At 42.7% G+C, this 13,450-nt stretch carries 9 protein-coding genes; 2 read left to right on the top strand and 7 right to left on the bottom strand.

The features are described from left to right. Positions 1 to 67 precede the first annotated feature (67 nt). From AQPE_RS08420 to AQPE_RS08400, 5 genes are all read right to left on the bottom strand, one after another. On the bottom strand, positions 68 to 3,187 hold the full coding sequence (locus AQPE_RS08420) for an efflux RND transporter permease subunit (protein ID WP_318350615.1): 3,120 nt from the start codon (positions 3,185 to 3,187) through the stop codon (positions 68 to 70). An 88-nt stretch (positions 3,188 to 3,275) separates the two neighbouring features. Further along, complete coding sequence (locus tag AQPE_RS08415) at positions 3,276 to 4,334, bottom strand: efflux RND transporter periplasmic adaptor subunit (RefSeq protein WP_318350614.1); 1,059 nt, start codon at positions 4,332 to 4,334, stop codon at positions 3,276 to 3,278. An 11-nt stretch (positions 4,335 to 4,345) separates the two neighbouring features. After that, positions 4,346 to 5,833: a TolC family protein gene (locus AQPE_RS08410; protein WP_318350613.1), complete on the bottom strand. Its 1,488-nt coding sequence runs from the start codon at positions 5,831 to 5,833 to the stop codon at positions 4,346 to 4,348. Positions 5,834 to 5,972: 139 nt separating this feature from the next. Then, complete coding sequence (locus AQPE_RS08405) at positions 5,973 to 9,314, bottom strand: golvesin C-terminal-like domain-containing protein (protein ID WP_318350612.1); 3,342 nt, start codon at positions 9,312 to 9,314, stop codon at positions 5,973 to 5,975. A 161-nt stretch (positions 9,315 to 9,475) separates the two neighbouring features. Beyond that, a complete protein-coding gene (locus AQPE_RS08400) occupies positions 9,476 to 10,369 on the bottom strand; it encodes an ABC transporter ATP-binding protein (protein WP_318350611.1) in 894 nt (297 codons plus the stop codon). 340 nt (positions 10,370 to 10,709) lie between these two features. Between AQPE_RS08400 and AQPE_RS08395 the strand changes: the two genes are divergently transcribed. After that, positions 10,710 to 11,144, top strand: coding sequence for a hypothetical protein (locus AQPE_RS08395; RefSeq protein ID WP_318350610.1), 435 nt, complete (start codon positions 10,710 to 10,712; stop codon positions 11,142 to 11,144). 2 nt (positions 11,145 to 11,146) lie between these two features. After that, on the top strand, positions 11,147 to 11,359 hold the full coding sequence (locus tag AQPE_RS08390; protein WP_318350609.1) for a helix-turn-helix transcriptional regulator: 213 nt from the start codon (positions 11,147 to 11,149) through the stop codon (positions 11,357 to 11,359). Positions 11,360 to 11,374: 15 nt separating this feature from the next. Here the strand turns inward: AQPE_RS08390 and porX are convergent, their stop codons facing one another. Together porX and AQPE_RS08380 are read right to left on the bottom strand one after the other, a co-directional pair. Further along, positions 11,375 to 12,934, bottom strand: a complete 1,560-nt coding sequence (gene porX, locus AQPE_RS08385; protein WP_318350608.1) for a T9SS response regulator signal transducer PorX — start codon at positions 12,932 to 12,934, stop codon at positions 11,375 to 11,377. 136 nt (positions 12,935 to 13,070) lie between these two features. Next, positions 13,071 to 13,391, bottom strand: coding sequence for a c-type cytochrome (locus tag AQPE_RS08380; RefSeq protein WP_318350607.1), 321 nt, complete (start codon positions 13,389 to 13,391; stop codon positions 13,071 to 13,073). Positions 13,392 to 13,450: the final 59 nt, after the last annotated feature.

Genomic DNA, 13,450 nt, shown 5'->3' with positions numbered 1-13,450 from the left:
CTCCCCCCAAAGGGGAGACTTAATGCGGCATATTTTCACAACATTCTCTTATCAAATAGATAACTTTTTAATCCCTTCCATCGGGATCTGTGGCTTTTAAAGTCCCCTCCTTCGGAGGGGATTTAGGGGAGGCTAATCTATCGAAAACATCGAACACGCAAGGAATTACGATTAACGACATCAGTGTTGAGGTTAGTAATCCGCCAATTACAGCCAGCGCCATTGGAGCTCGCAGCGAAGCGCTCTCGCCAAACCCAAACGTGAGTGGCAACATAGCCAGCAAGGTCGTCAGCGTGGTCATTAATATTGGCCTGATTCGTTGTTGACCGGCTTGCTGAATGGCCTCGATCCTTGGAACACCATCTTTCTGAAGTTGCAGGATCCGGTCGACCAACAGAATCGAGTTGTTAACGGCAATACCCACCAACATGATGATTCCGATGACTGCCATGATATTCAACGTTTGGTTGAAAATGAAAAAGGTCAGAACGGAACCAACCACCGCCATCGGGATCGTCATCAGAATGGTGAATGGGTGCAGCAGCGATTCGAATTGCGAAGCCATAACCATAAACACCAACACAATCGACAATAACATTGCAAAGCTGAGCGCATCCATCGATTCTTTTCGTTTTTCCTCTTCACCTGTTATCTTGATTTTATAATCGGTTGGTAACGGAATTCCTGCAATCGCCTGATTCACTTTGGTAACCATTTTATCGAGGGCAATGTCTTTGTTCATGTAACCTGTGATCTTGCCGATTCGCACCTGGTTTCTCCGGAAAATTTCCTTGGGCGAAGTACCTTCAACAATGGTCGCAATTTCGTTAACGCGAACAACCTGCGTTCCGTTCTTGATTTCCATATCCGATAATTGAGCCAATCCGGTGTCGGGCAAACGAAGCGTGATGTCCTGCATTTCGCCACCTTTTTCAATAGTACCGGCTGTTTTACCGGTTAACTGATTCTGAATTTGGGTAACCACGTTGGATACACTCAGGTTAAAAATTCCGGCACGCAAACGGTCAACCATCACTTCCACTTCGGGTGAACCACCTTCCATCGAAGCTTCCAGGTTATACAATTCAGGAATTCCCTGAACGGCCGCTTTTACCTGATTGGATAGTCCTTCTATCACGGCCAGATCTTCTCCCTGAATTTCGATCACCAACGGCGCTTCATCGGTTCCCATCAAACCGCCCAATGCAGTCTGATCCTGAACATATTTGATGTCCAAATCAGGCATCTCGCCCAATCCTTGCGAAATGGACTGAATGGCCGATGTTGATCCATATTTGCTATCGGGTTTCAATATAATTTTAATGCTCGCTGTGTTTTCACCCTGAAAAAGTGCATCCTGAGAGGTAAGCAATCCGGTTGACGGACCAACCTGACTATAAATCGTTTCTAGATGGTCGCCCAACACTTCGCGGATGATTCCTTCCAGATTCTCAACGGCAGCAGTAGTTCGCTGAAGCCGGGTTCCTTCCTGCATCTTTAAATCAATACTAAATTGACGGGTTTCCGATTTGGGCATAAATTCGGTTCCGATATAAGGCAAAACCAAAACAGAAAGCCCCATGAGTACTACAGTAAGAAGTATGATCGCCCATTTGTGTTTCAGTGCATTCCCGAGAAATTTTCCATATCCCTTAATCCGGACAGACTTTTGAACGGTAGGTTTCTGGCTGCTTTTAAAGAAATAGTTGAACATCATTGGAATCAACAAGATGGCCACGACCAGTGATGAAAGCAACGAAAAAGTGATTGTCCATGCCTGATCGCGGAAAAGCTCGCCCGAAGCGCCGTGCAAATAAACGATGGGTAGGAAAACGACAATGGTGGTAAGCGTCGATGAAGTTATCGCCCCGCTGACTTGCGAAGTTCCTTCGATGGCAGCGTCTTTTACCGACATGCCCGATTCGCGGAGCCGGAAAATATTTTCCATCACCACGATGGCATTGTCCACCAACATACCGGCACCGAGCGCCAGTCCTCCCAAGGTCATAATATTCAGGCTGAGCCCATTGAAATACATCAGGTTAAAGGTGGCTATGATTGAAATCGGCATAGCCACACTCACAATTAGTGTCGTTCCAATGCGGCGCAGAAATATAAACAGCACCACGATCGCCAGGAACATGCCAATCATTGCGGTATCTTCCACTTCACTGATGGCATTGCTGATAAAAGTTCCCTGATTGGAGATAACAGTCAGCTTGTACCCAGGCAATGCTTTTCCCATGTCAACCAGTGCTTTCGAAATGTCTTCAACAGCTTTTACTGTATTGAAACTTGTTTCCTTATAAATTGACAATCCCAAACAGCGCTTGCCATTCATCATGACAATGTTTTCAGGATCTTTATTGGCAAAACTAATTTTAGCCACTTCGCGCAGATATATCGGAGCTTTTTCGGCAGTTGTGCTTCCCGAAGTAATCGACTTGTATCCAACAATGGTATTCTCGAAGTCGCTCAGGTCGGTCAATAAACTAACGCCTTTTACCACATATTTCAGTCCCATTTCGGTGATCGAACCACCCGAAATACTCTGGTTAAAGCTCTGTATGCGTGTAGTCAACTCGTCGAGTGTCAAACCAAAAGCATCGAGCATGTATTGATCGGTCTGTATCAGCACTTCATTGGTTTCCGAGCCAGAAACTTCCACATCAGCCACACCTTCGAGCCGAACCAGCTCGTTCCGGATGTAGTTTTCGGCTACTTTACGGAGTTCGTTCATATCGGTAATGCTCTCGTGAGTCAGACCAACAATCATTACCGGTGTGGTATTCGGATCGTGTTGCGTGATGTTGATCTCGTCGAGGGTTTGATTCTGAGCAAAGGAACTGGCTGCTTTCTGAAGATCAAGAAAAGCTTCGTCCATATCTTTGGTCCAGGCATATTCAACGGTTATTTGCGCCGTTCCTACTTTCGAAATCGACGAAACCTGTATGACGCCTGATTGGCGAATGGCTAACGATTCGAGATTTTTCACGAATTGTTTTTCCATTTCTTCCGGAGGGCGTTCTCCCGATTTGAGCTCGATAAACAAACGAGGGTTGTTTATCTCCGGAAACAGGTCGATGCCCAGCTTGTCGAAGGAAATGTATCCCAACAGGACAACGGCAAGTACCATCATCAGTATGGTCACCGGAAAGTTGACAGCAAATTGTGTTAATTTCTTCATGCGGTTTTATGTTTCGGGTTGCGTGTTTCGGGTTGCGCGATGCGGCTATTTAACCCGTATCCCGCAACCTGTAACTCGTAACATTTTACTATTTCACGATCTTTACTTTCGACCTATTCTTCAATGTTTCAAAACCTTTGATCACCAGTCGGTCATTCTTTTTTAATCCTGAAGTTATTTCTGCTTCGGTCTGGGTTTCGTAGCCAATGGTAATGTGTTTTTCGGTTGCTGTTCCATTATCGACAATGAAAACCGACTTGCCACGCTGGCTTGAAATGATGATTTCCTTGGGGATAACAATTACGCTGTCTTTGCGTGCCAAAACAATGTCGGCTTTGGCAAACATCCCCGGACGTAGTTTCAGCTCAGGATTGGCAACCTGAACAACACCTTTAAACGTGCGTGTTTCGGTACTGATGGCCGGCGACAATTCTTTTACATTTCCTTGTAAAGTGTCGTTGGGCAAGGTATAATTCATAATTCGAACCGGTTGGTCAATCGCCACTTCGTTAATGTATTTTTCCGGAAGGTTTACTTCAACGGTCATGATACTATAGTCCATCAAACTAACAACAGCAGCTCCAGTCGCAATCTGGGTACCGTTGGTGGTGGCAGGCAAATCGGTAATTACGCCTTTGAACGGAGCACGAATACTCATCTTGGCCAATTGAAGATTTGCCCTTTCGAAAGCATCCTTGGCGTTGGTATAATTTACTTCCGAATTGCGGTAATCAAGTTGGGTAACTCCACCTTTTTCGAAAAGCGATTGCTGCTTTTTCATAGTTTGCTCCGTAATATCGAGATTCAGCTTCTTGCTTTCAAGACCAATTCCGTTGACATATTCGGCATCTTCGAGCTGTATTATAACCTGTCCATTTTCGACCAGATCGCCCAGAGCAAACGGACGGCGGGTTTTCGGATTGACCAATAGTTTATATTTACCGGCCATTTCGGTATTCAATACCGTTTTTTTTGTGGCATTCAACGTGCCGGTGGTATTGATCACTTTTTCGATCGACTTCGGTTTGATGTCGGAAACCGAAACAGGGACCGCCAGTTCAGTTGTTGTGTTGGCCGGTTGGTTGTTGCAGGCAGTGGTCGCCCCGATCAGGGCTATCAAAGCGATAAATTGGTGAATAGGTTTCATATGGATTTGTTTTATTTTTTCTTTCGAATAAGGTATTCAGGAACAATGGCTTCGTTCTTTTCAAAATCGTAAAGCGACTGAATTTTAAGGTTCAGCAATTCAACTTTATAATTGATTAAAGCCTGAGCATACGACATTTTCTTTTGTGAAAGCTGTGTTTGGAAAAGGTTCATATCCATACTGGTCAGATCGCCATTGGCATACCTTTCGAGGTTGATTTCGTAGGTTAGTTGCGCATTTTTTTCGTTCTGAGCAGCAATTTCAATTTGGTTGGTCTGATTTTGTAAACTGCGGTAGACTTTTCGGATGTCAACTGTTATCTGTTTTTTCTGTTCCGACTGATTAATTTCCTGAGTTTCAATAACAGCTTCCTGCGCTTTGATCCGGGCTTTCTTTTCGCCCCAATCCCAAAGCGGTACATTGAATGAAACCGACACCCGTGGGTTGTTGGTTGGATTCTTGTATATATCAGGCAGAGTTTCGTTGACACCGATAATACCGATTGATAAATTCAGATCGCCACGGAATTCGTTCAGTGAATTGGTCCGGATCAATTGGAATTGAGCATTTGTCACATCAATTTGGCGCTGGCGAAGTTCCATACGGGAATTTAAACCGTATTCAATTGCTTTTTTTACGTCAACATTTACCGGGTTAAATGCAACATCGGTCATCACAGTCATTTCTTCCATGATGTCCATCCCGATGTATTGTTTAAACTGATCTTTATTATTGTCGAGTGTTACCTGTGCATTTTCCAAGGTCGATTTTGCAGTGGCAAAGTTCAGTTCGGCCTGATAAAGTTCCTCTTTAGCTGCAATTCCTGCAGTTACCTTGTTTTGGGTGATTTCATAACTCTTTTGCGTATTAGTGAATTCATCCTGTGCAATATTCAGGCTCATTTGTGCCAGATAAACATTGTAAAACAATTGGGTAACCTGCATTTCGAGGTTCAACTTTTGCATCGAATAATTCAGTTGGGCATTTTCCAGATTTAGCTCCAGCGTTTTCAATGAAAGCTTGGTTCTGTTATAGGTGAATAAAGGCTGTGCAATGCTCAGATACAAGTTATTACTGAATGTTTTTGGGGCGAGGTTTCTTCCGTTCTCGCTGTAACTGTTCTGCCAGCCAAACCGGTTGTTCAGGCTTATTGTTCCGTCAGTCGGAAGGAATGGTTGCGAAACGGTTAATGTACCGAACGATTGAGTTGTTTCGCTTGTATTCCAAATCGATTGAAACGTATCGAACGATCGGGTTTTGTCGTAACTTAATGGAGTCAGGTTGAGCGAAAAATTTGATTTTAGCGCTGCATTCTGAGCTTTTAATGACTCTTCAGAATTCTTTAGATTCAACAACGAGCGTCGAATGTCGGGACTATTGTTGCGTGCTATTTCAAGCGCACTTTCGAGTGTTATAATTTGTTGTGCATTTGCCGATAGCAAAAGCTGACAAAAAATGAACACCAGCAGTCCTCTTTTGATTAGTTTTTTTAGAAGCATAATGGTTATCGTCTGAGGTTTATATTTTTTAATTCCAAATTTCAAATTTGCGTTTCGGGTTACGGGTTACGCGTTTGGGGTTAACCCGCATCTCGTAACTCGCAACATTCAATTCTGTTTACTGCGACTGAACACTTTTTTATTGTTTCACCAGTTTAATGGCATCTGCCACTACCGTTTGCGCTGCCGATTTATTACCCAATTCGATTTTAACCGTATCGCCCGAAAAATAGAACGAACCGAGACTGTTCCATCCGTCATCAATGGTTTTAAGGTCAATCACCACATTTTCTTTTTCCCCGTTGTGGTTGATGGTGTACGTGTATTCACCGGGATTATCCTGATTATCGCGCCGCCCACGCCGCATTTTTGTGAGATAGGTGTACACTTCGTAAGTTCCATCACCCTTGATCGGAATATTCCATGATGCTTTTTTATTGCCGTCGCCTGATTTTACGTAGTGAGCCGACCGGATAAACTTGCCGAAAAAGCCACTGTTGGTGGTTGCCCGCCAGGTTCTTGGCGCTCGCCAGGTGTTGTACCCGATGTATTTATCTTTGGTTTGTTCCTCGTTCAGGAGCAATTTTTGCAACAGGCTTCTATCTTCCGAAACGGTGACGTGGAATGTTGAATCTTCGTTGTCGCAAATAAATTCGCCATCTTCTGCAATACGTACAGGCGTATCCACAATTTTTTCGCCTTCAAACGGAACTGCCTTAATATCTTGTTCAATGTTATCCAGCGGAAGCCGAAGTTCAGCCGGAATATTTCTTGACGTGAGCGTGTTAATGGTTATATTCCGGGGTGTTCCATCGAGGAGGTAACTTACTTCTTTGGTTTGTCCACCTTCGAGATGCAAAAGTTTATCAACGGTTTCACTGTTTGCACCGCCTCCGCCAAAACGTCCACGGCCAGGACCACCGCCTTCGCCAAGCCTGAATTGAACCAGAACAATTCCTTCTGTTTTTTCGGAATTGGTGATTTTGAATTTGACCATCGCTTTTAGCCGGTCACCATCCAATACATTAACGGCTTTTACACTGCCAATCAAATACCCGGGAAGTTCTTTACTGCTGAACCATTTTTCCATATAAGGAAGCAGGTCGGTATTAAATTGTTGCTCAATCCGATTGTTGAAGTCTTCGATGGTAGTTGAATTGAACCGAATGCTTTTCAGGAACTTAAACATAAAATCGTCGAAAGCATCATCGCCTGTTTTGCGTTTGATGATCGAAAAAAGTGTCTGCCCTTTCAACTGGATCACATTGTCGATAATTTGTATTTTTTCGGGATCGTTTAGCAATTCGGCAAACGAAAAATCGAGCAGTGCTAAATTCGCCTGTTCGTTCTCGGTCATACCCTGCATGCTCTGCATCCATCCCATTGCACCCGATTCAGCCGTTGATTTTTTTAGGTAGGCCTCGAAAATACGATCGGTAATTGGCCACTGATCGGATTGGATAAAATAAGCGTAATTGTAAAATAATGGATAGAAGTACAAGGGATTGGCTTTTTCTGTAACCTGAAACTGCCCCTGACTTTGGCTGACATCAGCCCTGGCAGCGGCCTGCGTAAAGACTGACAAAAGGTTGTTCACTGCATTTATTTTTTTCTCTTCAGGAGTGGAGGTATCATCGCCACGACCCCAACGTTCCATGCGTTTGATATTTCCGGCAAAATCGGCTTCTTCGACCAGTAATCCTTTTTCAGGAAAGAGAATGGTTTCGGGCTGAATTTGCTCCCGTTCGCCAATCAATGTGCGTGGATAGGAATAAAATTGAGTCGGAACTTCAATTACTGTAAATCGATCAAACGGGTAATACATGTCGATCTTTCGCTCGTAGTCTTTTAAAGCCGTTTTAATCAAATCCGGAATGGTGTCTTTTATGGGCTCCAAAAATTTGGAAAAGTAATCGTGGCCTTTATGGATGTATAAGTTGAAATCAAGTCCATCAATAACCTTAAATAGTTGCGTGTACTCACCGATAACAAGTGATATCTGCGACAGATTGTGGCTGTTCGTAAAATGGAAAGTTCCGTCTTTGCCCTCAGGTTTTCCTTGTGAAATTGCTGTCAATCCAGGTTTGGTGGTTACAGTAATGTCAAAATTACTGAACTGCTTTTGAATCCATTGTTTGCTTTGCTTACCGAAACCTGTTCCGGCAATGGGATACCAGTTGCTCTCGCGTGTAAGCAAAACAAAATCAGGAGAAACGATGGCCGATCGTTTGTCGATCTTATACATGTTTACCCTGTTGGACGTTTCCATTGTTTTGTCGTCAACATCAAGAAAACATTGAGCTTCATCCGGACTTCCGCTGTAAGTGAATTCGAGCGCGGCAGATTCTCCGGATTCTATTTTCGTATCTGAAAATTCGATCAGTTGAAGCTCTCGTTTGGGCGAAATCTCATGCCCGTTGAACGTGATTTTACTAACTTTTAGTCCAGGATTCAGGCTGAAAACAAAATGATTGATGGCTTCTGGTAGTGGATTGCTCACTTTTAATTTGGCTGTCACTTCAATGTTGTTGCCTACGTGTTTGAGATCAATGTTGCAGCTCTCCACTTTTACGCGGGGTTCGGTCATATTGGCATCGTTAACAGTGCGCATGTTTTCTCTTAACTCCTGAGTTTTCACAAAAGTTGAAACATGCATTTTGCCCAACCAAACTCCGGCAACGAAAAACAGCAATGCCGGGAAAAGTGTTACTTTGTTGCTGAAAGGACTTTGTGGTAATCGTTTCAGGAGCGAAACCGTCAGGAAAATAAATGCCATACCAAAACAGGCATACATTCCACGGTGAACGAGGATGGTGTGCAGGTTACCGAATCCCATAAAATCTGAATTCAGTAACGGCAAGCTGTAAGCCATGTAATCGAACAGGAAATAGTATTTGGTATTGAGGTAGAAAATAGTAATTGCTACATAGCCAAGCAACAGAATGAATGTAATGGCCTGATTTTTAAGTACACTCATTACGAAAAAGGAAAGTCCCAGGATGAAAATTAAGGTGGGTAAACTAATGATCAGAAAATATTCCACATAAGCCAGCCAGTTCACGGCCACATCGGCTGAGATCAGGTTGAAAATAAGCGCTTCGGAAAGAACAATCAGGTTCAGGATAATAAAAACTACGAGGTTTCCGATGGTTTTTCCAGCCACATATTCGCCGTTCGACATCGAACGGATGTAAATTACATCAGTAGTATCAAGCTTTTTGTCGCGCTTCAGGAAGTCTGAAGCCAAAAAAATGGCAATGATCGCCTGTACGGTATTCAGCATCAGTAAGTTCATGTACGGAACGATTGATGAAATGGCTTTTAACGTCCAATTTCCACCGTTTTCCATGACTAAAACGGCCATGTTAAAGAAGAACAAGATGACGATGGCCAATAATGCAAAAATTCGGAAGAACCAACTTCGCAAAAGTGTGGTTATTTCGTATTTGGCTATGGACGAGATGTTATGAACTGAAATCATTTATTCATACGTTTATAATTAAGCCCCCTCCAAACCTTCCCCAAGGGTGAGGCTTAAAAAAAGCGATGTCATTATTGTTTGGTTTTATAATCTTCCTACTGTGTGTCAAAATTGCTTTGTCATGAATGTCTCATTAATAATTCATCATTAATAACTCGTAACTAGATGGCGGTCCATTGATTTAAATTACTTTCCATAAAATAAACGTAGGCATGTTCCAGGTTTGGAGCAATGTTGTGTCCGTTGTATCCATTGATGGAATCGGCTACTACCTGAATTTCCCAACCTTCGCTGTTCGGGACGTTGGAGATAACCGGATATTTTTCGTTGATTTCCAGGTATTCAGCTTCTGTTGCCTGAATCAGCCACACTTTTCCCTCAGCACGAACTACCAACTCGTCGGGCGAACCGGTAAACGCCAGGCCCCCTTGATTGAGTAGCGCCATGTCGGTACACGAACTGGAGATGTCGCCAACAATGTGGGTTGAAAGTATAATGATCACATCCTGAGTTGAAATGGTTGAAAGCAAATTCCGGAAACGGATGCGTTCTTCGGGGTCGAGACCGGTGGTTGGTTCGTCAACAATAATGATTTTGGGATTGTTAATCAGCGCCTGGGCAATTCCCAAACGGCGTTTCATACCTCCTGAAAGGTTGTTGGCTTTGCGGTCGCGTGCTTCAAACAAACCCACTTCTTCAAGCATCTTATCGACAGCCAGCTTGCGTTCTTTGCTGTTTTTCATTCCTGCCAAACGGGCAGCATAATCCAGAAATTCGTAGGTTTTCAGGTGCGAGAAAAAGCGGAAATCCTGAGGAAGATATCCAAGCATGGATCGAATCTGTTCGCGATCTTTAGTCAGGTCGTAGCCATTCATTTTCACAATTCCCGATGAAGGTTGCATCAGGGTAACCAATATGCGCATGAGGCTCGATTTGCCAGCACCGTTTGGACCGAGTAGCCCGAACATCCCGTTATTAATTTCCAGATTCACATCCTTCAGCGCATGGTTGCCATTGGGATAGACTTTGTTGAGGTTTTCGATAGTTATCTTCACTTCCAAAAAGTTAAGTCAACTGATAGACTAGTTATTCGTCAATAGGTTTAATTGCTTATTTGAGCCTAAGTTAGAAAAAAGGATGTTGTAAAATTGCTTTTTTCGGTGAACAGCCTGTAGTTGACGATAAAATGGCTGTATTGATCTTTGACAAAGTACCCGGATCTGAAAAAAGAGAAAAAGTATGTCCTTGGTAACAGACATTTTTTTCTGCAAAAAATATGATCGAAATTATTTGCCCGAATAGAAAAAATAAATTTACTTTGTAACCTAAAGGTTATATAAAGAAACGTTAGGGTTATTAAATAATAGTTTAAGGTTACATTAAAAGCAACAAATTATGGAAACATCGATGATTGAAAAATTGGACGCCGCTAGAAGTAGTTTTCTGAAATGGGCAACTGTGGGTTATGCCATCTGGTTTGGAACTTACATTGTAGCAGATCCCTTTTTCCTGCCTGAAATTCCATCAGTAATCCAATGGATCAGAATATTGGGGTGGCTTATTTTGGCTGTAAGTGGAATTCGTGCGATTAAGCTAAAACGTGAGTTAAGATGGGATAAAAAAATGAGAGGTGCCTTGGAAGGGGAGTTGCACCAATACAATCTTCGCAAATCATTTCAAACGGGTTTCTTTGTGGTTATGGGCGTTACGGCTGTATTCCTTATGGTTTCCCTGTTTTATACCATACCTGCCCTGTTGGTGACAAAAGTAATCCTCTATTTGGGTGGCTTGACTGTCCTGATTTCAAAAATGTTCTATAACCGCGACTAAACATGGAGAATCAGGAATTAAGTAATCAGATTAAAGTTCAACGGGCGATGAAAAACATCACCCAGGAAGAACTTGCCGCTCACATTGGCGTGACCCGAAAGACCATCAACACCATCGAGACCGGAAAATTTGTGCCATCCACCATTCTGGCCATCAAACTGGCTCGTTTCTTTGAGATAAAGGTGGAAGAGCTGTTTACCTTGAATGAGAAATAAAAACTCACGCGCTTATCATTTCGGTGTCATTGTCACCACCGGAATGATCATTTCTTCCAACGAAATTCCTCCGTGCTGGTAGGTATTCCGGTAATATTGGGCAAAATGGTTGTAGTTATTTGGGTAAGCAAAAAAATCGGTATTGGCAGCGAAAATGTACGAAGTACTCACATTGCGCGACGGCAGGTAAATGGTTGCCGGAGTTTTAATGTCGTATATCGATTTCGAATTGTAATTGAGGTTTCTGCCCAGTTTATAGCGCAGATTAGTATTTGTTTCGCGGTCGCCAATCACTTTCAAGGCATTGTCAACCCTAATGGTTCCATGATCGGTAGTCAGAACGACCGTAACTTTATTTTCGGCCAGCAACTTCAGTAAATCGAGTAACGACGAGTGGTTAAACCAGCTCAGCGTAAGCGATCGGTAAGCCGATTCGTCACTGGCCAGTTCTTTGATCATATCCATTTCGGTACGGGCATGCGAAATCATATCCACAAAATTGAAAACCATTACCGAAAGATCGTTTTGAAGAATGTTCCCGATGTAATCGGTCAACGTACGGCTTCCTCTTATGCCGCCAATCTTTTCAAAGAACAACTTGTAATTCTTTCCAAGTCTGGCTAATTGTGTTTGAAGAAGTTCGTGTTCGAAGCGATTTTTGTGACCTTCATTGTCGTCATCTTCCCAAAATTGCGGGAAAAGCCGTTCAATTTCAGAAGGCATTAATCCGGCAAACATTGAATTTCGGGCATACATGGTGGCAGTTGGTAAAATGCTGCAGTACAGATCTTCTTCTTCAACACGGTAATAATTGTTGAGCACAGTAGCTAAAACGCGGTACTGGTCGTATCTCAGATTGTCGATTACCAAAACAAAGACTTTGTTTCCACTGTCAACCTGCGGAATTACTTTCTTTTTGAAGATATCAGGTGAAAGCAAGGGACGCCCAACTGGGTTTTTCCCAAACCACGATTGGTAATTATTCCTGATGTATTTAGCAAATGAATTGTTTGCCTCAGCTTTCTGCATTTTAAGAACTTCGTCCATCGCCGAATCTTCGGAGCTACTCAGTTCGAGCTCCCAGAAAACAAGCTTTTTATAAATGTCGACCCACTCGTCGAACGAGAGTTTGTCGCTGATTTGCATGCCAATTTTCGAAAATTCGGTACGATAGGCCGTGTTGGTGCGCTCGGTAACCAAACGCCGCTGGTCGACATTCTTTTTGATCGAATGCAAAATTTGCTTTGGATTGACGGGCTTGATCAGGTAATCAGCCATTTTTGACCCGATGGCTTCTTCCATGATATCTTCTTCCTCGCTTTTGGTAATCATCACTACCGGAACATTCGGATTGAGCGCTTTAATTTCATTCAGCGTCTGAAGGCCGCTTAATCCTGGCATATTTTCGTCCAGAAAAATGATGTCGAAAAAATCACTTTTTACCATTTCAATGGCATCCGTTCCGTTGTTGGCCGTAACCACATCAAATCCCTTTTCCTCCAGAAATATGATGTGCGCATGTAAAGAATCTATTTCATCGTCGGTCCAAAGTATTCTAGTCTTTTTCAATTGCATAAATTTAATTTGAATAAAAATGGATTTTTGAATCCGCATCTGTATTCCCGAACCTTTTTAAACTGAATCCATTTGTAAAATTAACAATGTCAACGCATTAATAGCCATTTGTGGCCATTAATATTTAAATCAAAAATCATTTGCCCCGGGTTACATATTTATATACTAATGCTTTGTCAGCCGAAGATAAGCCTGCTTTGGGTGCCATACTTGCTAAAATACTTGTCCAATTTGAAGCGGAATAACTATCAGGTGAATATAATCCATGGCACGCGCCACAGCTATTCTTATAGAGGTTATACCCACTTTGTAATTGGGTAAGAGTGGCGGTGGCTGTAGCATCTGTTGCTGTAGGAACATAAAGCGTATCAGTTGCAGCAAATGAGCTTTTTTTACATGAACTAAATGAAAGTAAAATCGCAACAAAAAGAAAACCAATTAAATGCTGTTTTTTCATATGTCTGTAATTTGCTTTTTAATTGCCATATGGAACTCGCCAACTAGTCATTTTGGTGT

The sequence above is a fragment of the Aquipluma nitroreducens genome (genome assembly GCF_009689585.1).
GTDB lineage: Bacteria > Bacteroidota > Bacteroidia > Bacteroidales > Prolixibacteraceae > Aquipluma > Aquipluma nitroreducens.
The sequence above is the reverse complement of the archived record's forward strand: the minus strand, read 5'-3'. Positions and strand labels throughout refer to the sequence as shown.